The sequence below is a fragment of the Microbulbifer elongatus genome, assembly GCF_020524885.1.
In the GTDB taxonomy this organism is placed as follows: Bacteria; Pseudomonadota; Gammaproteobacteria; order Pseudomonadales; family Cellvibrionaceae; genus Microbulbifer; species Microbulbifer elongatus_A.
The window spans coordinates 293,397-314,594 of record NZ_JAIVKJ010000001.1 but is presented as its reverse complement, the minus strand read 5'-3'; the positions used below and the strand labels follow the sequence as shown (position 1 = coordinate 314,594).

Annotated in this window: 16 protein-coding genes; 6 read left to right on the top strand and 10 right to left on the bottom strand. The window is 57.9% G+C overall.

Annotation, left to right across the window (positions count from 1 at the left end):
• Positions 1-110: 110 nt before the first annotated feature.
• From glmM to rlmE, 4 genes are all read right to left on the bottom strand, one after another.
• Positions 111-1,466 (bottom strand): phosphoglucosamine mutase, encoded by a 1,356-nt coding sequence (gene glmM / locus LC059_RS01275; RefSeq protein WP_226702022.1) that lies wholly within the window; start codon positions 1,464-1,466, stop codon positions 111-113.
• Positions 1,467-1,529: 63 nt separating this feature from the next.
• Entirely contained in the window at positions 1,530-2,372 is an 843-nt protein-coding gene (gene folP, locus LC059_RS01270) for a dihydropteroate synthase (RefSeq protein WP_226702021.1), read from the bottom strand.
• Positions 2,373-2,465: 93 nt separating this feature from the next.
• On the bottom strand, positions 2,466-4,376 hold the full coding sequence (ftsH, locus tag LC059_RS01265) for an ATP-dependent zinc metalloprotease FtsH (protein WP_226702020.1): 1,911 nt from the start codon (positions 4,374-4,376) through the stop codon (positions 2,466-2,468).
• Between the two features lie 129 nt (positions 4,377-4,505).
• A complete protein-coding gene (gene rlmE / locus LC059_RS01260; RefSeq protein WP_226702019.1) occupies positions 4,506-5,126 on the bottom strand; it encodes a 23S rRNA (uridine(2552)-2'-O)-methyltransferase RlmE in 621 nt (206 codons plus the stop codon).
• A gap of 94 nt (positions 5,127-5,220) precedes the next feature.
• Here rlmE and LC059_RS01255 point away from each other — a divergent pair, with 94 nt between their 5' ends.
• Positions 5,221-5,526 (top strand): YhbY family RNA-binding protein, encoded by a 306-nt coding sequence (locus tag LC059_RS01255; RefSeq protein ID WP_226702018.1) that lies wholly within the window; start codon positions 5,221-5,223, stop codon positions 5,524-5,526.
• A 100-nt stretch (positions 5,527-5,626) separates the two neighbouring features.
• On the opposite strand, the gene LC059_RS01250 is transcribed toward LC059_RS01255, so the two are convergent.
• The 6 genes from LC059_RS01250 to LC059_RS01225 form a co-directional block, all read right to left on the bottom strand.
• A complete protein-coding gene (locus LC059_RS01250; RefSeq protein WP_226702017.1) occupies positions 5,627-6,415 on the bottom strand; it encodes a rhamnogalacturonan acetylesterase in 789 nt (262 codons plus the stop codon).
• A 69-nt stretch (positions 6,416-6,484) separates the two neighbouring features.
• The gene (locus tag LC059_RS01245) at positions 6,485-8,515 is read right to left on the bottom strand and encodes a hypothetical protein (RefSeq protein ID WP_226702016.1); all 2,031 of its coding nucleotides are present in this window, start codon (positions 8,513-8,515) and stop codon (positions 6,485-6,487) included.
• A gap of 179 nt (positions 8,516-8,694) precedes the next feature.
• On the bottom strand, positions 8,695-10,092 hold the full coding sequence (pntB, locus tag LC059_RS01240; RefSeq protein ID WP_226702015.1) for a Re/Si-specific NAD(P)(+) transhydrogenase subunit beta: 1,398 nt from the start codon (positions 10,090-10,092) through the stop codon (positions 8,695-8,697).
• Positions 10,093-10,104: 12 nt separating this feature from the next.
• A complete protein-coding gene (locus LC059_RS01235) occupies positions 10,105-11,646 on the bottom strand; it encodes a Re/Si-specific NAD(P)(+) transhydrogenase subunit alpha (RefSeq protein ID WP_226702014.1) in 1,542 nt (513 codons plus the stop codon).
• A 666-nt stretch (positions 11,647-12,312) separates the two neighbouring features.
• Positions 12,313-13,203 carry a molybdate ABC transporter substrate-binding protein gene (gene modA / locus LC059_RS01230; RefSeq protein ID WP_226702013.1) on the bottom strand — a complete coding sequence of 297 codons (891 nt, stop codon included), beginning with the start codon at positions 13,201-13,203 and terminating at the stop codon, positions 12,313-12,315.
• A gap of 28 nt (positions 13,204-13,231) precedes the next feature.
• The gene (locus LC059_RS01225) at positions 13,232-13,849 is read right to left on the bottom strand and encodes a molybdenum cofactor guanylyltransferase (protein WP_226702012.1); all 618 of its coding nucleotides are present in this window, start codon (positions 13,847-13,849) and stop codon (positions 13,232-13,234) included.
• 259 nt (positions 13,850-14,108) lie between these two features.
• Here LC059_RS01225 and LC059_RS01220 point away from each other — a divergent pair, with 259 nt between their 5' ends.
• From LC059_RS01220 to LC059_RS01200, 5 genes are all read left to right on the top strand, one after another.
• Positions 14,109-15,341, top strand: a complete 1,233-nt coding sequence (locus LC059_RS01220; protein WP_226702011.1) for an alginate export family protein — start codon at positions 14,109-14,111, stop codon at positions 15,339-15,341.
• Between the two features lie 5 nt (positions 15,342-15,346).
• Positions 15,347-15,949 (top strand): ANTAR domain-containing response regulator, encoded by a 603-nt coding sequence (locus LC059_RS01215; RefSeq protein WP_226702010.1) that lies wholly within the window; start codon positions 15,347-15,349, stop codon positions 15,947-15,949.
• A gap of 54 nt (positions 15,950-16,003) precedes the next feature.
• Positions 16,004-17,095 carry a CmpA/NrtA family ABC transporter substrate-binding protein gene (locus tag LC059_RS01210; protein ID WP_226702009.1) on the top strand — a complete coding sequence of 364 codons (1,092 nt, stop codon included), beginning with the start codon at positions 16,004-16,006 and terminating at the stop codon, positions 17,093-17,095.
• A 418-nt stretch (positions 17,096-17,513) separates the two neighbouring features.
• The gene (locus LC059_RS01205) at positions 17,514-18,980 is read left to right on the top strand and encodes a NarK family nitrate/nitrite MFS transporter (RefSeq protein WP_226702008.1); all 1,467 of its coding nucleotides are present in this window, start codon (positions 17,514-17,516) and stop codon (positions 18,978-18,980) included.
• Between the two features lie 208 nt (positions 18,981-19,188).
• Entirely contained in the window at positions 19,189-20,910 is a 1,722-nt protein-coding gene (locus LC059_RS01200) for a protein kinase domain-containing protein (RefSeq protein WP_226702007.1), read from the top strand.
• The last annotated feature ends 288 nt before the right edge of the window (positions 20,911-21,198 follow it).

Genomic DNA, 21,198 nt, shown 5'->3' with positions numbered 1-21,198 from the left:
CAGCGTTTCCGGATATTTATTGGTTTTTCGATCGTTTTTCTATTTATGAATCAAGGGCTTCCGGTGGCTTTCGTTTAGCGGGAGAGCAAACGGTAGCCACCGGGGGGGCATCAGGCGTTGCCGACGCGCTCGACCACCCTGGCAATGTCGCCCGCCAGTTGTTGGACGACCTCGGGGTCTTTGCCCTCAACCATGACCCGGATCAGGGGTTCGGTGCCAGATGGGCGCAGCAGCACGCGGCCACTGCCGGCCAACTTGGACTCCACCTCGGTCACCGCACCCTGCACATCGGCGTGATCCAGCACACCGTCGCGGCTGGCGAGACGCACGTTGATCATGTGCTGGGGCAGCATTTCCATTTTGGCGGTGAGCTGGTGCAGCGGTTCGCCAAAGTCGCTCACTGCGCGGAGCACCTGCAGGGCGGAGATGATGCCGTCACCGGTGGTGGTGACATCGGTACAGACGATGTGGCCAGAGGACTCGCCACCCAGGGTCCAGCCGTTCTTGTACATCATTTCCAGTACGTAGCGGTCGCCCACTTTGGCGCGGGCAAAGGGGATCGCGCGGTCTTTCAGGGCCAGTTCGAACCCGTAGTTACTCATCTGGGTACCCACCACGCCGTTGCAGCCACCGAGGAACTGCTGGCGGTGAATGGCGATCAGGAACAGCAGCTGGTCACCGTCGATCAGGCTGCCGTTTTTGTCCACGAACATCACACGGTCGCCATCGCCATCAAAGGCGATACCCAGGTCGGCGCCGCGCTCAACAACCGCTTTCTGCAGTTGCTGGGGCTTGGTGGAACCGCAATCGAGATTGATGTTTTCTCCATCGGGCTGAACACCGATAGCGTGCACCTCGGCACCCAGCTCGCGAAACACCTTGGGCGCGATGTGGTAGGTGGCGCCGTTGGCACAGTCGAGCACGATATTGAGCCCTTTCAGGGAGTAGCGCCAAGGGGTGCTCGCCTTGCAGAATTCGATGTAGCGGCCCACGGCATCGTCGATGCGCCAGGCCTTGCCCAGGTCTTTGGCTGTCTCCATGGGCAGATCGAGGGCCGCTTCGATATCCGCTTCTACCTGGTCCGGCAGCTTGCTGCCGTCGGCACTGAAGAACTTGATGCCGTTGTCCTGAAACGGGTTGTGGGAGGCACTGATCACGATGCCCGCCTGGGCGTGGAAGGTGCGGGTGAGATAGGCAATGGCCGGAGTGGGCATGGGGCCCAGCAGACCGACGTCGACACCGGCGTTGATCAGACCGGCTTCCAGCGCCGCTTCAAACATGTAGCCGGAGACGCGGGTGTCTTTGCCGATCAGGATACGGCTGCGGCCGCTGCCGCCGGTACCTTCAACACGGGCGCCGAGCACTTTGCCGGCGGCGTAGCCGAGGCGCAGCATAAAGTCCGGGGTGATGGCCCCCTCGCCTACATGGCCACGGATGCCATCGGTACCGAAATATTTTCTTGCCATGGTACTTCTCTTTTTCTGGAGTTGGGCAGGCTTAGCGCTGCCCGACCCACGGTCTAAATTTGGTCACGCGCAGTCTACAAGCTGGCGCATTTTAAGCACATCTGCGGTCGCTGCCACATCGTGTACACGAATGATGTGGGCACCGCGCTGGGCGGAGAGCATCGCCAGCGCCAGACTGCCCGGCAGGCGCTCATCCACATTGCGGTCCAGAAGGCGGCCGATCATGGACTTGCGCGACATGCCCACCAGTAGCGGAACACCGTCCGGCGCCAGTTGCGTGAGATTGCGCAGCAGCGCCAGATTGTGCTCGTCGTTCTTGCCGAAGCCGAAGCCCGGGTCGTAGATCACCCGCTCGCGGGCGATACCGGCGTCGATGCAGGCCTGTAAGCGCTGATCGAGGTACGCGCGCACTTCGGCCACCACATCCGTATATTCGGGGTTGGACTGCATGGTACCGGGTTGCCCCTGCATGTGCATAAGGCACACAGGTAGATCCGTCGCGGCCGCCGCCTCAAGCGCGCCGGGGCGAGTGAGCGCTCGCACATCATTGATCAGGCCGGCGCCCACAGCGGCAGACTCGCGGATGACCGAGGCGGTACTGGTGTCCACGGAAATTACTACATCCAACCGCTGGCTGATGGCCTCTACCACGGGCACAACCCGCGCCAGCTCTTCCTCTTCCGTTACTGACTCTGCACCGGGGCGGGTGGACTCGCCACCGACATCCAGAATAGCAGCGCCATCGCGCACCATCTGCTCCGCCCGCTGCAGCACCAGGTCGAGATCCAGGCCACCGCCAGCGTAATAGCTGCCGCCATCGGAGAAGGAGTCGGGGGTAGTGTTGAGGATACCCATCACCTGTGGGGTGGAGAGGTCCAGGGTGCGGTTGCCGCAGTGTATCTTCATAAGCGCTTAACGTTGCTACAGTCCAAAACAAAACGGGCCCGTGGGCCCGTTCTGCGTCAGTGTGTTTACACACCCATCAGGCGATTACTTCGGTTAGTGGCCGTTGACCGGGCCACCGACCGTGCTGTCACCGTCTTTCGACTTTTCATCGGTTTCGGAGACATCGTCCGCCGGACCGCCGCCGGAGTAGTCGTTGTCGTGCCAGTCGCGGGGCGGACGTACCTTGCGGCGGGCCATCAGATCGTCCACCTGCTCGGCATCCAGGGTTTCGTATTCCATCAGCGCGTCTTTCATCGCCTCCAGAATATCGCGGTTGTCCTGCAGCAGTTTTTCCGCGCGCTCGTAACAGGTGTCGATGATACGGCGCACTTCCTCGTCAATCTCGTTAGAGGTCTTGCCGGAGATGGGGTTGCCATGGCCGGGCTGGCCACTCTCATCTTCACCGTAGTGCAGCGGGCCCAGCTTCTCGGACAGACCCCACTTGGTAACCATGTTGCGGGCGATGTCGGTGGCGCGCTCGATGTCGTTGGAGGCACCGGTAGTGACACCGTCCACCCCGAGGGTCATCTCTTCCGCGATACGGCCGCCGAACAGGGAGCACAGCTGGGATTCCAGCGCGCGCTTGCTCAGGCTGTACTTGTCTTCTTCCGGCAGGAACTGGGTAACACCCAGCGCGCGGCCGCGAGGAATAATGGTGACCTTGTGCACCGGGTCGTGCTCCGGCACCAGGCGGCCAATAATGGCGTGGCCGGCTTCGTGGTACGCGGTGTTGGTCTTTTCCTTTTCGTTCATCACCATGGATTTGCGCTCGGCACCCATCATGATCTTGTCACGGGCGCGCTCGAACTCATCCATGCTGACCATGCGGCGGTTGGCGCGGGCGGCGAACAGCGCAGCCTCGTTTACCAGGTTGGCCAGGTCGGCACCGGAGAAGCCGGGGGTACCGCGGGCAATGGTCTGCGGGTCCACATGCTCTTCCAGTGGCACCTTGCGCATGTGCACTTTCAGGATCTGCTCGCGGCCGCGGATATCCGGCAGGCCGACAAATACCTGGCGGTCGAAACGGCCGGGGCGCAGCAGCGCGTTGTCCAGTACGTCCGGGCGGTTGGTGGCGGCGATGACGATTACGCCTTCGTTGCCTTCAAAACCGTCCATTTCCACCAACAGCTGGTTCAGGGTCTGTTCGCGCTCGTCGTGACCACCGCCGACACCGGCGCCACGGTGACGGCCAACGGCGTCGATCTCATCGATAAAGATGATGCACGGAGCCTGCTTCTTGGCCTGCTCGAACATATCGCGCACGCGGGACGCACCCACACCCACGAACATTTCCACAAAATCGGAACCGGAAATGGAGAAGAAAGGTACTTTTGCCTCACCGGCAATGGCCTTGGCCAGCAAGGTTTTACCGGTACCGGGAGGGCCCGCCATCAGTACGCCGCGGGGAATGGCACCGCCGAGACGCTGGAATTTGGACGGGTCGCGCAGGAATTCAACCAGTTCCTGGACGTCTTCTTTCGCTTCATCCACACCCGCCACGTCGGCAAAGGTGGTCTTGATCTGGTCCTCGCCTAATAGACGCGCCTTGCTCTTGCCGAAGGCCATGGGGCCGGAGCGGCCGCCGGCGCCGCCCTGCATCTGGCGCATAAAGAACATGAAGACGGCGATAATGATCAGGATCGGGAAGCTGGCCACCAGCAGCTGCTGCCAGATGCTGGGAGATTCCGGCTCACGGCCATTGAACTGTACGCCGCCGCGCACCAGCTCGTTGGTGAGCTCGTCGTCAATGATCTGGGGCTGAATGGTCTTGAAACGAGTGCCGTCGGCTTTTTCACCGGTAATGACCAGGCCGTCCACCAGTGCGCTCTTGATCTGGCCGGACTGCACGTCCTGCACGAACGCGGAATAGCTCACGGACTCATCCCGGGATTGCGGCTTGAAGTTCTGGAAGACCATCAGCAGCACCGCAGCGATGATCAGCCACAACACCAGATTCTTTGCCATATCGTTCAAAGGGTTTGCCCTCGTTGCCTGTGCCCGGAATGCCTTCCAGGCAGCTTATTCCATTTCACCCAGTATAGGCGGGGAAGATCGTAAATCTGTCGCCCCGGTCATCGGGGACTGTATCAAAATTCAGCCCTTAAAGCCGCGCGCTACGACATAGACTTCGCGGGAGCGGGGACGGGATGCACCGGGTTTGCGGGTAACTACAGTCTGGTATTGACTGCGGAGGTCGCGGATCAGTTCATCGAAACCTTCACCCTGGAACACCTTGGCGACAAAGGCACCACCGGGTTTCAGGGTCTGGCGCGCCATATCCACCGCCAGCTCCACCAGATACATGGAGGCCGGCTGGTCCACAGCGCGCACACCACTCATATTGGGGGCCATATCGGAAATCACAAGGTCGGCGCGTTCTTCACCGAGCTTTTCCAGCAGCTGGTCGAAGACTTCCTGCTCGGTAAAGTCGCCCTGTACAAAGTCCACCCCGGCAAGGGCGTCCATCTCGAGGATGTCCGATGCAAGAACCCGGCCCTTGTGGCCCACCAGTTCTGCGGCCACCTGGGACCAGCCGCCGGGGGCGGCACCGAGATCCACCACGGTCATGCCTGGTTTGATCAGGCGGTCCTTCTCCTGCAGCTCCTGCAGTTTGTAGGACGCGCGCGAGCGGTAGCCCTCTTTCTGGGACTGTTTGACGTAGTGGTCGTTGAAATGTTCACGCAGCCAACGGTGGCTGCTCTTTGATCGGCCCATCAGTTACAATACATCGCTAATTTCTGGGGTTGTCCGCGCAGCTTGGCCGCGCTTGCTTACCCGAGTATGGGTTAATTTAAGGATGGAGTATTGTATGCCTTTAACAGCCGACCGCAAAAAAGCCTTGCGCACCCGCGGCCACAGCCTCAAACCAATTGTCACCGTAGCCGACAAAGGGCTCACCGAGGGGGTGCTGGAAGAGCTTAATCGCGCCCTGGAAGATCACGAGCTGATCAAGGTGAAACTGGCCGTCAACGACCGCGATGTGCGCCGGGAGCTGATTGCCGAGCTGTGCGCGCAGAGCAAATCCGAGCTGGTACAGGAGATCGGCAAGATCGCGCTGATCTTCCGCAAAGCCGAGAAGCCCAACGCGCGCCTGTCCAATCTGCTGCGCCCCTGATCCTGCCAGGCGCTAATCAGCCCTGATCAGCCCCATACCGGGCCGGACAACTGCCCGGCCCCGTGTTCTTGCGACTCTCCGCCGTGCGTAAACATGAAACTCAGTATTTCAACGCCATGTGCTTGGAGTCCGCTTTACGCAGGCGTTCGGTAAGCGGGTGCTTGCGCTTGCGCAGCTCCGCCAGCACCAACTGCGCCACTTCCCGCGCACCCAGCTGGTTCAGGTGGGTATCGTCGCGCACCCCCACCGGGTAATTGGGATGCATGCCCGGCGCGATATGCATAAAGCGCAGCGCACTGTCGCGGTCGCCCATAGCCTGGAAGTACTCCCGGGTCACCACTTCCATATCGATAAATTCCACCTTCTCGCTCTTCGCCACGTCCCGCACCAGCGGCGCATAGGGGTGGGTGTGCTTGATGGTGTTGTCACCATCGAAGTAGCGGCGGGTGATCGGTGACATCAGGATAGGCTCGGCGCCGGCACCGCGCACATCGCGGATAAAGCGGGACAGGTTGGCCTTGTACTGCTCCGGGGTGGTGTAGCGGTCTTTCTTGTGCTCGGACTCGTCGTTGTGACCGAACTGGATGATGACGTAATCATCTTCTTTCAGCTCGTCCATGATGCCCTTCCAGCGCCCTTCCTCGATAAAGGTACGGGTGCTGCGGCCATTCATGGCCCGGTTTTCCACCTTGATACCATCGTCAAAAAAGACAGCAAAGGGCACACCCCAGCCGGTTTCCGGATAGTCTTTGACCTCCTTGATCGACATGGTGGAATCGCCGGCCATGAACACAGTGGTCTCCGAGTCCGCCGCTGCCGCTGCACTGGCCAGCGCCAGCGTACTGACAGAGACTACTCGCCTGATAGTTTTCACTAACGTTCCCGTCATGGGCTACATCCTTCTCGTTTACTTCTTATATCTATTGCTAACGGTTACTGCTTACGGTCGCCTACGCAATTACTTCGACGGAGTCGGTGGGATAAAACTCCGCGGGAGTCCAGTGGGCATCGGAGCCGGGCGGCTCGGCACTGGTGCGGCAAAACGCAACGGCGCTGCGGTGCCGGCACAGGATGGATCCAGGTTCTGCCCCCAACCCTCACCGGCGCAGAGTGCCTCGGGCACAACGGACTGCAGGTGGGCGTCCGCCACGGACCAGGCCTCCGGCAGCAGTCCCTGCACGGCGACACTGGCACGGGGGCGAATTCGAATAGAGCCGATGCGCCCGCGCTGCCCTTCCGACACACGATAATCATCCGCCGAAGTGGGATAGAGGGGTTTGTTGGTAACCGCAACATCCCGCTCAATACCGTAACGAAGGCTCATCATGACGGCCTCGAACAGCATGGCAGTATCTTCCCAGGGACTGGTGTAGCTGTAAAAATCGCTAGCAGTATCCGGAAAGAAAAATCCGGAGATATCATCCGGGGAATAAAACCGCTGGGTGGCGGTTGCTTCTACACCGCGGTAACGCACATCGGCGAGATCAAACAGCTCCTGCGATTGCGGAGGGTTGATCGCGCTCACGGATTCATTCACCAGCGCGCCTTTCTGCGCCTGGGAAAAGAAAATATCACTGGTATCCAGGCCGCTATTGATCTTTGCCTGTGACATAGCGTCATTGGCGTGAGCCAGTTCGTGGTACATCAGTGAGCCCAGGTCTGCCTCCAGCTCACGGAACGGTCGGCTGTCGCGATTGGCCGGGTGGTAACCGTAAAACACGTAGTCATTGTTTTTTACGTAACGCGCCGGGGTCACGAAGTTGAGTTCGGAACTGAAGCCACTGCGGTAATCGGGAACCTCACTGATCACATCACGCTCTTGCGGTGTCAGCCACAGGCTGTCCGGGTCCAGGTGAATGGCACCGGTCAACGACCAGTAATAGGACGGGCGCACATCGCTGGAGATCACCACGGCGGTCACCGAGCGCAGCAGACGGGCAAAATCACTGTATGGGTCCAGCTCCGTCAGGAATCGCTCAAAGCGCTCCCCCATCCAATCGTGCGACACCAGCACGTGGTCCATGATGTCGTCCACCGTGGGCGAATTGGTGTACATGCCAATCACTGGCAGCTCGCCGAGGGTACACAGGTTCTCGTCGCTCAGCTGGTTGGAGTAAACACAGTCCGCCAGATAGTCGCGATAGGGACTGTCGTCGCGATAGGTGTAGACATTGTTCAGCGCCAGCGATTTTGCGCAGTAGTCACCGTCGCCATCGCAATAATATTCGCTGGTGATTTCCGGGCGATCCTGAACCACCACATAGGCAATATCGGTATACGCACCCGTAGTGGTTTCCAGGGTGGCCTGGATGGTAATCACCTGGTCTCCGGTGACTTTGGGGGCGGTGACAAAGAGTACCGGCTCCTCAGAGTCGTCGGTTTCCAGGATGGCGTCTGGCCCCGAAAGCTGAGCAAACGACCAGGTCGGATTGCTACCGCTCAGCTGGCTCGCATTCAGGCGTAAAGAAAATTGCGCGCCCTCACTCACGGCGCGATCGGCCCGCAACTGCACCCGGGAACCGGTGCTGCCGGCGCTGACCGAAATATCAAACGTTTCAACCTGCTGCTCGCCTTCGCTGTTGCTCGCGGTAAGCTGAAAGCTGTAATTGCCCGAGCTTCTCGCATCAAAGCTGATACCGGCAGTACCGTTGCCTGCCAGAGGCTCCACGTTGGGCCCCGCCAGTTGTTCCCACTCGAAGCGGGTGTAGCCCATCTCCGAAAGGCTGCCGACAATACCCACCGAGTCCCCGACTTCTGCGGTACTGTCACCACGCAGGGTCAACAATGAAGGCACCTGCGTAATCGGCGGTGTACCTGTGTCGTTATCTGCGCCACCGGAGCCACCCCCATCGCCTCCACCGCAAGCGGTCAGCACGGAGAGTGCGAGCACACCCAGGGGAGCGCGAATCAAGCTGTGCGACAAACAACGTGACACAAAGCCCTGGCGGGCAAATTGGTGGTTCGGAGAGCGTCGGGAAATGGCTGGCATAGTCGACTCTTTTTATATTTACTATTTTTGTAAGTACTCTGGCGCCATAGGTTACCATCGGTCTGACCAATGAGCGACACCAGAGCCATCCTTCTCGGCAACGCTCTGTCACAGTCAAAAAAAAGCGGCCACCTTGCGGGGCCGCTTTTTTTGAGTGGCTTGCTGTTGCAAGTGCAGGATCAGGCCGGGTTCAGTTTGCCCAGCACACTCTGCAGGCTCTCTTTCGCATCACCGAAGAGCATGCGCGAGTTGTCCTTGTAGAACAGCGGGTTGGCCACACCGGCGTAGCCGGAAGCCATGGAGCGCTTCAACACCACAACTTTTCCAGCTTTCCAAACTTCCAGTACCGGCATGCCGGCGATGGGGGAACCGGGCTTCTCCACCGCGTCCGGGTTGACGGTGTCGTTGGCACCGATCACCAGCACCAGGTCGGTCTCCGGAAAATCGTCATTGATCTCTTCCATCTCCAGCACGATGTCGTAGGGCACATTGGCTTCCGCCAGCAGTACATTCATGTGCCCAGGCAAACGGCCAGCGACCGGGTGGATGCCGAAACGTACGGTCTTGCCAGCCTTGCGCAGCTTGTCGGTGAGATCACTCACCGCCTGCTGGGCGTGGGCGACCGCCATGCCGAAGCCGGGCACAATCACAATATTCTTGGCCGCCTTCAGGTCGTCTGCCAGCTCGTCGTGAGTGGTGGCTACCGCTTCACCTTCCACTTCGTCGCCGCCGCCCGCCACTTCACCGTCGGAACCGAAACCGCCCAGGATCACACTGATAAAAGAACGGTTCATGCCGCGACACATGATGTAGCTCAGGATGGCACCGGAGGAACCAACCAGCGCGCCGATCACGATCAGCAGATCGTTGCTGAGCATGAAGCCGGTGGCCGCTGCGGCCCATCCGGAGTAACTGTTCAGCATCGAGATCACTACGGGCATATCCGCACCGCCGATGGCCGCGATCAGGTGGATCCCCAGCAGCAGCGCGATACCGGTCATCACCAGCAGGTTGATGATAGTGGCGTTGCTCACGTCCGCCGGGATGAACTGGGCCCCCAGTACCACACAGATCACCAGAGCGATCAGGTTCAGCCAATGGCGCGCCGGCAGCATCAGTGGCTTACCGGATATCAGCCCCTGCAACTTGCCGAAGGCAACGATGGAGCCGGTCAGGGTGATAGCACCGATGAATACACCGATAAAGATCTCGGAGTTGTGCACGATATGCGCTGCACCCTCGAGGTTGATACGCGGATCCAGATAACCACCCCAGCCGATCAGCACTGCGGCCAGGCCTACAAAGCTGTGCAGTAACGCAACTAGCTGCGGCATGGCGGCCATTTCGACCTTGCGCGCCAGATGGATGCCAATCACTGCACCCACGCCCATGGCGATAGCCACCGGCAGGTAAGCGCCAGAGGTAATACCGGCCACAGTGGCAATGATGGCAACCGCCATACCCACCATGCCGTAGTAATTACCGCGACGTGCGGTTTCGTGTGCGGACAGTCCGCCGAGGCTCAGGATGAACATCACCGCAGAGAACAGATAAGCCATGGAAATTACGCTATTCATGTCTCTTTCTCCTTAGCGACGGAACATTTTGAGCATGCGGTGGGTAACAAAGAACCCACCGAAGATATTGATACTGGCAAACAGTACCGCGATAAACGCCATGACAGTGACAATGAAGGAACCGGTGGCTCCCACCTGCAACAGGGCACCGATGATCACGATGCCGGAGATGGCGTTGGTCACACTCATCAGCGGAGTGTGCAGGGCGTGGGACACATTCCAGATCACCTGCCAGCCGATAAAGATGGACAGAACAAACACGGTAAAGTGGGCAACAAAGTCCGCCGGTGCAGATTTACCCAGTGCCAGCAACAGCGCACCGGCCACCGCCCAGAAGGCCACCAGTGACAGCGGCGAAGACTTCTTCTCCGGCTTCGGCTCCACCTGGATCTGTGGCTCCGGCTTTTTCTGCTGGGGTGCTGCAGAAATTTTCGGTGCGGGCGGCGGCCAGGTGATTTCACCTTCTTTCACCACGGTAGCGCCGCGGATCGCCTCGTCTTCAAAGTTGATATCGATCTCGCCATTTTTTTCCGGCGTCATATCGGTCAACAAATGGCACAGGTTGGTGGCGTAGAGTGTGGAGGACTGGGTGGCCGCGCGGCTCGCCAGATTGGTGTAACCGAGGATGGTCACGCCGCTCTTCACGACTTTCTGATCGGCTTCGGTGAAGTCGCAGTTACCGCCCATTTCTGCGGCCAGATCCACAACCACGGAACCGTTGGCCATGGTTTCCACCATATCTGCAAGCCACAGTTTCGGTGCCGGCTTGCCGGGGATCAGTGCAGTGGTGATGACGATGTCCACTTCCTTGGCCTGCTCCCGGAACAGGGCCATTTCTGCATCGATAAACTCCTTGGACATCTGCTTGGCGTAACCGCCAGTACCGGAGCCGTCTTCCTCGATTTCCACAGTGAGGAATTCCGCACCCATGGACTCTACCTGCTCGCGTACTTCCGGGCGGGTATCGAAGGCGCGCACGATGGCACCCATGCTCTTGGCGGTACCGATGGCGGACAAGCCCGCAACACCGGCGCCGATCACCAGCACCTTGGCCGGTGGAATTTTACCGGCGGCTGTAATCTGGCCGGTGAAGAAGCGACCGAACTCGTGCGCCGCTTCGATCACCGCGCGGTAGCCGGCGATGTTCGCCATGGAGCTGAGTGCATCCATCTTCTGTGCGCGGGAAATACGCGGAATAGACTCTACCGCCAGCGCGTTGATGTTTTTGTCCGCGAACTTCTTCAGCAGCGCTTCATTCTGCGCGGGCTTCAGAAACGCGATCAGGGTGGCGCCGCTGGGAATCAGCTCCAGCTCGTCATCGTTGGGCTGCTGTACTTTCAGTACGATGCCAGCCTGGCTCAGGCACTCCGCCGCATTCGCACACAGCTTGGCACCGGCCTGCTCATATTCGGTATCCGGGAAGCTGGCTGCTTCACCGGCCCCCTGTTGGATGACAACGTCAAAGCCCAGCGACTGCAAACGCTTCACGCTGGCTGGCGTTGCCGCGACCCGCGCCTCGCCCGGCGCGGTCTCCTTTGGTATGGCAATAATCACCGTTTGTGCTCCCGTTAAAAATTTTTTCGTTGTTATTTAGCGCTCAACAAAGTTCTGTATAAAGCTCCGAAATGCGCCGACCCGGTTTTCCGGATCATTTTGTACCGCTACGATTTAATCCCGACTCCATTTAATCCTGAACAGCCGATCCCGTCATCAGGGTCATCGGATTTTGGCGTGAAAGAGATCCCTTTCGAGAAATAACTTTTTCCCGAAAAAATTAAATCCGTTTTGGCAGGACGATGAATTAAAGAGAATAAACCGGGCTAACGGAAATAGAGGATTCTTATTACTCGTTTAGTGGAATTCTATTAAAAATGCGGGAAATCGATCAAAAAACAGCACAAATAGTTGCCAGAGTAACGAAAAACCCGCTCACCAACATGACTATGCTGCCATTACATTATATTGGTCACGCTAAATCAACTGACGCCAAAGTTGTCGACTTATCCAGAAAATAACGGCTCGCAGTTCATATAAAAGAATATTTAATTAGGTATTCCAAATCGTTTATTTATATAAGCGCGAAATAATAACGCTTTGCTATGGAAATAATTCAGCATTGGAATAGGTATCAATTAAAACCATTTATAGTGACAAATAAATTTGGCTTATATTGAAGCGATTTATACTGAAACTGACCGAGCTGCGCGCTGATTTTACGGATTAAGGCCTCGACTCAGCGGACAGCTTGAAAGAAGCTTTCACCGGCAGGAAACCCAGCCCCTCGAGTTGTTGCTGCACGGGTTCGGACTGAAGGTACTGTAGCAGGCGGATGGCAAGGTCCCGTTCCCGGGTGTTCCGCAGAATGACCATCTGTTGATGAATGGGCGGGTGAAAATGGGCCGGGATACGCATGAACTGCCCCCGGCTCCCGGCCGCCATTGCCTGCCCGTAAGGAATCAGCCCCATCTCCCCTTGCCCCTCTTGCAGTAGAATCTGCGCGTGGCCCGCATGGCCCGCGTAAATCACCCTTCCCCGCAGCCGCGGCCACAGTCGCAGCTTTTTCAGCATACGTACCGCCGCATCGCCATCCGGCGCCAGTTGTGGATCCGCCACCACCAGCTTGTGTTTGCCCCGCCCCAGCAACAGGATCAGCTGACGCGGGGTAAGCGCGGATTGCGTGTTCGCGAGCTTGGTAGTAAGAGTGGAGAAGCCGGAGGACTTATCCGCGTAAATCGCCCTGCTTACCCACAGGGCCAGCTGTCCGCGGGCGTAGGGTTGGCGGCTGGCTGGGATGGTAAATCCGGCCTTTTCCAATAGGACTGGTCGCGCGCTATCCGCGGAAAGAAACAAGTCGAAGGACTCACCGGCACGAATCTGGCTGTACAGCAGGCCGCTGGCACCGGCAGTGACCTTGAGACGGCAACCACACTGCGCTTCGAAGTCCCCTCGCAAGGCTTCCACTGCCGGTTGAAAACCGGCGTCGACCGCGAGGCGCAATTCTGGGGGCTGGCGCAGGCCACAGCTTCCGAGTGACAGCAGAAGCAGTACACACAAAAGACAGCGGGACAGGAACCGGAGTTGCAGGCTCGCTGCGAGTTTTTGCCGCACCATGGACAACTACCTCCCTGTCCCCGGAACTCTATGTCAGACGCCGAAAGTCCTCCGGCCGGTTTACGTTCAGGTGCCAGTCGCCTTCCGGCACCGGCAGCTGTATACAGCCGAGATATCCGAACAGCGCGCGCATGGAAGCAATGGCGTTACCTGTGGCCGCAGCATTCAGGTACTTTCGGCTGCGGTCATTCAGCGGCAGCCAGCAGGGCAGGTAAAAGTCACCAATACACACCGCCTCTTCCACCGCCTGTCCAGCCACGCACAACTGCCCAAGCACGGACGGGCTCAGCAGTGGCATATCCACCGGTACGACGATCAGGCCGTCACAATCCAGCTCCCACTGGTCCAGATGCCGGGCGATGGCGTGCAATCCACCCAACGGCCCTGCGGTGGGAACACGATCGGGCACACCGCCCGGGCGGGCGCCGCTGACCAGTGTCGGCAGCAACTCAATACCTTCCGGTGGCCGCAGGGCGTCAAATACACTTTTGGCCTGCTCCAGGAGCGTACGCCCATTGGATAATTTTAGCAGCGCTTTGTCTTTTCCCATGCGGCTGGACTGCCCACCGGCCAAAACCACCGGGCAAACGCGTTTGAGGCCCGATCCTTGGCCACCACGACTGGAAAACTGGGATTCCGCGGTCATCTCTCTACATCAATTCCTGTACAGCCAATATGCACCACCATGGCGCGCACGCACAGCATCTCGCACCCGGAACGAGCAAGCAACTGCCAGTAGACAATCGTCTCTTACCAATAGGACCCCGCTTTTCAGCGCCTCTACTAGATTGGAAATAATTGGTACGAGTTTTGATTGTTCAAATGCCACAGGCAACGAAGCCCGGCAGCACAATCTGTGCCGCCGGGCTTTTTTTATGCCTGCGCAAAATAACCGGGAGAGCGTTATGCCTTCAAGCTCGCAACGAGCACAGCAATCTATATGCCTGAGTTTGGTCGCCATAGCAACGATTGCAGCGGCCACTCCCTGGACTGTGCTGGCGGAGGAAAATATCGCGCAACTGCCAGGAGACATGATCCGCAACAGTAAGTTTGGACTGAATTTCCGTCCGCGCTATGAGCACGTGCGCGATGTAGCTTTCCCCCATCATGCCACCGCAGGCACCCTACGCAGTCGCGCCACCTGGACCAGCGCCCGTTGGGACGGCTGGGAATTGCTGCTGGAAGGCGACAATGTCACCTATATCAGCAGCGAAAAATTCAACAACACCGAAAATGGTAAAACCCAGTTCCCGGTGATCGCAGACCCTGACTATAGCGAAATAAATCGCGTCCAGGTCAGCTATGCCCTGAAACAGGGGCTGTTCACCCTGGGGCGCCAGCGTATCAACTACGACGACCAGCGCTTCATCGGCGGCGTGGGCTGGCGGCAAAATGAACAGACCTACGATGCCTTCCGCGCCGAGTGGAACTTCAATGACAAGGTGTCCCTTGATTACACCTATATGTGGAACGTTAACCGAATATTTGGTCCAGACGGAGACGATGCCAATATCAGCGGACCGGTAAACGCGCTGGAGATAGATTACAAAATTCACCCCAACCACAACCTTAAGGGGTTCATTTACAGCCTTAACTTCCACGATCAGGAGCAGTTGGCCAGTGCCACGGTCGGCGCGGAGTGGTCAGTAGACTGTGACAGTTACCGGTGGCACCTGCGTGCCGCATCGCAAGGTGATGTCAGCGAAAACCCCTACAGCTACCAGGCGCAATACTACAATGCGGAATTCGGCACCAAGCCGGTACAGAAGTACAAATTCACCGGGTTTATGGGAACGGAGTGGCTCACCGGCGATGGCCAGTGGGCCTTCCAGACCCCACTGGCCACACTGCACAAATTTCAGGGGTTTGCCGACAAGTTCCTGACCACACCAGCGGAAGGTATTCGCGACTATTATGCTGGCGGCTCAGTAGTCGTTTCTGGCATCAAGTTTGCAGCTACCGTGCATAAATTCTACAGCGATCGCGACAGCCTGGACTACGGCAACGAACTGGACCTTGTCGCGACCTACTCCATAACAAAAAATATCGATCTGCTCGCCAAGTACGCCACCTACGATGCTGACGAATTCAGCAGCGATACGGACAAGTTCTGGCTGCAGTTCGATCTGAAGTTCTAAGTGCGATGACGACAACACCTGTCACACCCCCTGTCAGTATCTTGCTGGTAGACGACCAGCCAGAGCGCGCCACCATGGTGGCTGGGCAGCTTACCGCCGCCGGCTATAACCTCCTGGCGCAACTATCCAGCGCCGAGGGGCTACTATTCCAGGTGGAAAAGCACCGGCCGGATATTGTGCTGATCGATATCGAATCGCCTGATCGCGACATTCTTGAAAGTCTCTCGGTAATCAACCAGCACAACCCCACACCGGTTGCGATGTTTTCCGCCCGCGGCGGGGCCGACTTTATTACCAGTGCCGTGGAGGCCGGGGTGAGTGCATATATGGCTGAGGGCCTGTCTGCAGAGCGGGTAGCGCCGGCCATCGAAATTGCCATGGCTCAGTTCCGCAGTTATCAGCAGCTGCGCCAGTCTCTCGCACGCACTCAGCAGCAGCTGGACGAACGCAAGGTGATTGAGCGGGCGAAAGGTCTATTGATGGCCCGCAAAAACATCAGCGAACAGGCCGCCCATCAGACGCTAAGAACCCTGGCCATGAACAGCAACTCCACCATGCGCAATGTGGCCGAACAGATCGTCACACACCTGCAATCGCCAGTGAATTAGCGTCACCCCCGTGTGAACATGAATTAATAAATTGAAGAATTCGAGAGTATTACCGTGAGCAGCCTGCAAGCCGAGAAGCCAAACCTCAAACTCCTTTACCTGCGTCTGACCGACAGTGCGCCCCTGATCATTGCCCACGAACTTGGCTACTTTGCGCGTTACGGTCTGAACGTGGAGCTGCAACGGGAAACTTCCTGGGCCACCTTGAGAGACAAACTGATCGGTGGTGCCGCGGATGCGGCGGCAATCCTTGCCCCCGTACCCCTCACCCTCAACCAGACCCTGCCCAGCTGTGAAGAACAGCTGGTGAGCGGACTGATCCTCAGCTGTAATGGCAATGCCATTACCCTTTCCCGGGCCCTCTACGAATCCCTGAACATTTCCGCAGCCGAAGACGCTTCTGAGGCACCGGATATCGGTGCCGCACTCAAGTCCTTCATGCAGACCCGCGCAGACAGCGATGCACCGCTGACCTTTGCCAGTGTTTATCCCTTCGCCAGCCACACCCTGCAACTGCGCCACTGGCTCGCCAGCGCGGGTATCGATCCAGACAGAGACGTGCGCATAGTAGTTCTGCCACCGGAGCAAATGGTCGACCACCTGCGGCGCGGCGATATCGATGGCTACTGTGTGGGCGAGCCCTGGAATACTCTCGCCGTGCAGGAAGGCATCGGTGTGATCGCCACTCCCAGTAATGCCCTGATGCCGGCAATGCCGGAAAAAGTCCTGGCCGTGACCCGCAGCTGGCACGAGACAAATCCGGCAACCCACCTGGCACTGCGAGCTGCCCTGCTGGATGCCTGTGGTTGGCTCAGCGACCGCGGCCAGCGACGGGATGCGATCGCCATTCTCGCGCGCCCGGAATACCTGGACCTCTCGCAAGCGACCATTGCCGCCTCGCTTAATGACGAACTGATAACCTCCAGCGACCACACTCCCATAGCCAACCCCGGCTGGCACCTGTTCGCCCACCCGCAAACGGAACACGGCCGCCCAACCGAGCAAAAAGCCCGCGAACTGCTCGCATTATGCAAGGAGATTGCGCAGGTAGACGGAGGCAGCGCTCAGCTGTTCCGCTCGGACTTGTATCAGCAGACGCTGGACTTTATGCGTCACCGGCAGCTCGACAGCACGAGCACGGTCTAGCGCCGCCGACCTGCGCCCGCTGTCGGTGCAAAAACCTGCACCGAATAGTCATGGCACACCAAAACTGTGCGCCCCCATATGTGATGTGGCTGTATTTGAACTGCCGGTTGGTCATGTTTCGCTGTATTTGCCCTGCATGCCCAACGCTACAGCACAGCAATGCACAGGTTTCGAGCCATCGCTCACTAATCGCACCGGCGTGGCACAAAAATTGAATAACTAAATCGCAGACACAGCTACGTTAAAGAGCCCGAACGAGTTTCCGGCTACATCGAGTTAGGCCACATCGAGTTAAAAGGACAACGAAGTCCACCGGCGGCAGCCAGGTTGCCCCGTGGGCTTTTTTTATGCCCGCATTTTGGGACCTTGCCGCAACAAACCCAGGCTGATCCAGAATACAAACTGACGGGATACTCTTATGTCCAGTGATTCGTTAAACCTATTCTCCTTCAAGGGGAAAATCCGGGTGCTACACCTCACCTGGATTGCTTTCTTTATTACGTTTTTTACGTGGTTCAATCATGCACCGCTTTTGATGGCGATTGCCGACAGTCTGTCTCTGACTTCCGAGCAGATTAAAACCCTGTTGATCCTGAATGTGGCACTGACGATTCCCGCACGGGTAATCATTGGCATGCTGACCGATAAATACGGTCCGCGCCTCACATACTCTCTACTACTCGCCCTTGGCAGTATTCCGTGTTTTATTTTCGCCCTGGCGGACAGTTTTACCGCAGCGGCCATCGGCCGTTTTCTATTGGGTTTTATCGGCGCGGGCTTTGTCATTGGGATCCGTATGGTTTCGGAGTGGTTTCCGGCCAAGCAGCTGGGCACTGCCGAGGGTATTTATGGTGGCTGGGGCAACTTCGGTTCCGCTGCCGGTGCCATGACCCTGCCCACCATTGCACTGCTGTTTGGTGGTGAAGACGGTTGGCGCTATGCCATCGGTATTACCGGGGTGATTGCGCTGGTGTATAGCGTGATTTACTTCCGCTCTGTTACCGACACCCCGAAAGGTGGCACTTACTTCAAGCCGAAGAAAATCGGCGGTATGGAGGTTTCCAGCCCGTCTGACTTCGCTCTGCTGTTGCTCATGAAGGTGCCGATGTACGCGGCACTCGCGCTACTGACCTGGAAGCTGTCTCCGGCGGGTGTGGGTATGCTGGCGATGCCGGTAGCCGTGGTGATCTATATGGCTCTGGTGGTGCTTTATGTGTTTGATGTGAAGAAGTGTTACGACATCAATAAAGCCATTTTCGTGAAGCTGCCAGAGCCCATTCACCGCTATAAATTCAAGCAGGTGGCGGTGTTGAACATTTTGTACTTCGCTACATTTGGTTCCGAGCTCGCGGTTATTTCCATGCTGCCGCTATTTTTCTCTGAAACCTTTACCCTGGATCCGGTGAAGGCGGGTCTGCTGGCTTCGGCCTATGCCTTTATGAACCTGATGTCACGTCCGGCGGGCGGTATTATCAGTGACCGTTTCGGACGCAAGAGCACCCTGCTGATTCTGACGGCCGGCCTGGCACTGGGTTACCTGACCATGAGTATGATCGACAGCGAATGGCCGCTGTATCTGGCGGTGGCGGCGGCGATGGCGTGCTCTTTCTTTGTGCAGTCCGGAGAGGGCGCGGTTTTTGCAGTGGTACCGCTGATCAAGCGTCGCCTGACCGGGCAGATTGCGGGTATGACCGGGGCTTACGGGAATGTGGGGGCGGTGTTCTACCTGACCGTGCTAAGCATGGTCTCGTATCAGACGTTCTTCCTGGTGATTGCGGGTACGGCAGTACTTGGGTTTGTTACGCTGCTGTTCCTGGAGGAGCCGGAAGGACAGATGGCCGAGGTTATGCCTGACGGTAGTGTTTCTCTGATTGACGTAGCCTGAATCTCTATTTCTGTCGTGCTCCGGATTCAGCTCCGGAGCGCCGGGTACTGGTAAGCCTTTACAGGACACGCCGTTAACCCATCCATGGGGGCTTGGCTGCGAGATCCCTCTCGCAGACAGTCCTGCAAAGGCTTACCAGTACCCGGCTTTACATCAACCTTCAAATTACTAGCCACCTATTTTGAATATCACCTGCGAAACCAACATTGTGATCCACTCCGATCAACAGGCTTCCAATTCCGAAAAACTGGAATTTGTTACGGCAACCGATTGTGGTCAGCGTACCTACAACGACGATGCGGTGGCGGTATACCGGGCGAGCGGTAGTGAGCGGCGCTACCGGGGTTCGCTGGCGGCGATTGCGGATGGGGTGGGTAGTGCGGAGGCTGGAGGTGCGGCAGCGCGGGCGGCGGTCAGTGGGTTTATTTCCGACTATTACAGCACGCCGGATTCCTGGTCGGTAAAGCAGGCGGCAGCGAAAGTACTGCAGGCGCTGAACAGTTGGCTCTATCGGCAAAGCGGCGGTGCAGATGAGGTTCAAAGGGGCTGGTTGACGACTTTTTCGGCGGTCGTGCTGAAGGGAGCTACGGCACACCTGATTCATATTGGGGATTCGCGAATTTATCGGCTGCGTGATGGGCAGCTGGAGTGCCTGACCCGGGATCACAGCCGCACCCTGGGGCCTGGGCGGACGTTCCTGGGGCGGGCGTTAGGCATGGATGCACATATCGAGGTCGATTACCGGCAGGAGCCTCTGCAAGCGGGCGACCTGTTTTGTGTAACAACCGATGGGATCCATGATTTCCTACCGCATAAACAGTTCACACAGTTGCTTTGTGAACATCAACTGGATGCAGCGCAGCCACTGCTGGCAGCGGCGCTGGAAAATGGCAGTCTGGACAATCTCAGCCTTGCGGTGTGTCGGGTGAATGTATTGGACGCACCAGAGGCAGACGATCTGGTACGGGCGACAGGTGATCTGCCATTTCCCCCACCACTACGGCCGGGAAACAAGATCGACGGTTACGAGGTACTACAGGAACTGCATGCAAGTAGTCGCAGTTACCTGTACCTGGTAAGGGATATGGAATCCGGTGCGATGCGCGCACTGAAGGCGCCATCGGAAAACTTTATCGATGACCCGGCCTATATTGAGCGGTTTATCGCCGAGGAGTGGACCGGGCGCAGGCTCGAGCACCCGGCCATCGTCAAGGTGTTCCCTCCACGTGGGGAGCGCAGGTTCCTGTACCACGTGATGGAGTATGTCGATGGTCAGAATCTGCGACAGTGGATGCAGTTGAACCCGCATCCGCCGCTGGACCAGGTGCGCAATCTGGTACAGCAGCTGGTGAGCGCCCTGCGCCGACTGCAGCGCCTGGAGATCGTACACGGCGACTTGAAGCCGGAAAACATCATGGTGGATACCGCCGGCCGTTTGAAGCTGATCGACCTGGGGGGAGCCAATGCGGCAGGATTGCAGGAGCTACTGCGCTATCAGGACAGTGCACCGCCCGGCAGCAAGAATTACTGCGCGCCGGAATATTTTATGCGGGACGCAGCCGGCCACCGCTCGGATATTTTCTCTCTCGGGGTCATCACCTACGAATTGCTCACAGGGCACTACCCCTATAAGGAGCGATTTGGCAGCAATCCCTACCACCTGAAAAGCTACGCGAACATGCGCTACCTCAGCGCCTGCCAGCACCGGGAAGATCTCCCCGAGTGGATTGACGGAGCACTGAGACGCGCCTGTGCGCCGGCCCCACGAAATCGCTATCCGGCACTGTCGGAATTCGTGCAGGACCTGAACACGCCGAATAGCAACTTTATCAACAAAGAAAAGCCACCACTAATGGAACGCAACCCGCTGCTGTTCTGGCAGGTGGTCGCCGCGCTAGCGATACTCTCGCACCTTTTATACTTCCTTTAGTCCAAATTTTCCGTACTTCAACACTCTTTGCTCCTCAATGAGGCAAAAACGCAGCCGACGCACCAACTTGCTACAACTCACCATGCCAATTCAACAGTGAACTGCCCATAACCTGCGGTCTCGCCCCTTTTATCGCCAGGTTTATGGATTGGCACAGAGATTGAATACCTTTAGTCACAATCCGAAATTCTTTTAGCAAGGCAACGGCGCCTGACACTCTTCGACAGAAGAGGGATGCCCGTGCAGCCTTTCGCTTCCCCGGCTCCCCGATGCTTTTCTTCTGTCGAA

What these genes read in the sequence shown, in the direction of transcription:
- glmM (WP_226702022.1), bottom strand. Translation starts at nt 1,466, where the DNA reads ATGGCAAGAAAATATTTCGGTACCGATGGCATCCGTGGCCATGTAGGC.
- folP (WP_226702021.1), bottom strand. Translation starts at nt 2,372, where the DNA reads ATGAAGATACACTGCGGCAACCGCACCCTGGACCTCTCCACCCCACAG.
- ftsH (WP_226702020.1), bottom strand. Translation starts at nt 4,376, where the DNA reads ATGGCAAAGAATCTGGTGTTGTGGCTGATCATCGCTGCGGTGCTGCTG.
- rlmE (WP_226702019.1), bottom strand. Translation starts at nt 5,126, where the DNA reads ATGGGCCGATCAAAGAGCAGCCACCGTTGGCTGCGTGAACATTTCAAC.
- LC059_RS01255 (WP_226702018.1), top strand. Translation starts at nt 5,221, where the DNA reads ATGCCTTTAACAGCCGACCGCAAAAAAGCCTTGCGCACCCGCGGCCAC.
- LC059_RS01250 (WP_226702017.1), bottom strand. Translation starts at nt 6,415, where the DNA reads ATGACGGGAACGTTAGTGAAAACTATCAGGCGAGTAGTCTCTGTCAGT.
- LC059_RS01245 (WP_226702016.1), bottom strand. Translation starts at nt 8,515, where the DNA reads ATGCCAGCCATTTCCCGACGCTCTCCGAACCACCAATTTGCCCGCCAG.
- pntB (WP_226702015.1), bottom strand. Translation starts at nt 10,092, where the DNA reads ATGAATAGCGTAATTTCCATGGCTTATCTGTTCTCTGCGGTGATGTTC.
- modA (WP_226702013.1), bottom strand. Translation starts at nt 13,203, where the DNA reads ATGGTGCGGCAAAAACTCGCAGCGAGCCTGCAACTCCGGTTCCTGTCC.
- LC059_RS01225 (WP_226702012.1), bottom strand. Translation starts at nt 13,849, where the DNA reads ATGACCGCGGAATCCCAGTTTTCCAGTCGTGGTGGCCAAGGATCGGGC.
- LC059_RS01220 (WP_226702011.1), top strand. Translation starts at nt 14,109, where the DNA reads ATGCCTTCAAGCTCGCAACGAGCACAGCAATCTATATGCCTGAGTTTG.
- LC059_RS01215 (WP_226702010.1), top strand. Translation starts at nt 15,347, where the DNA reads ATGACGACAACACCTGTCACACCCCCTGTCAGTATCTTGCTGGTAGAC.
- LC059_RS01205 (WP_226702008.1), top strand. Translation starts at nt 17,514, where the DNA reads ATGTCCAGTGATTCGTTAAACCTATTCTCCTTCAAGGGGAAAATCCGG.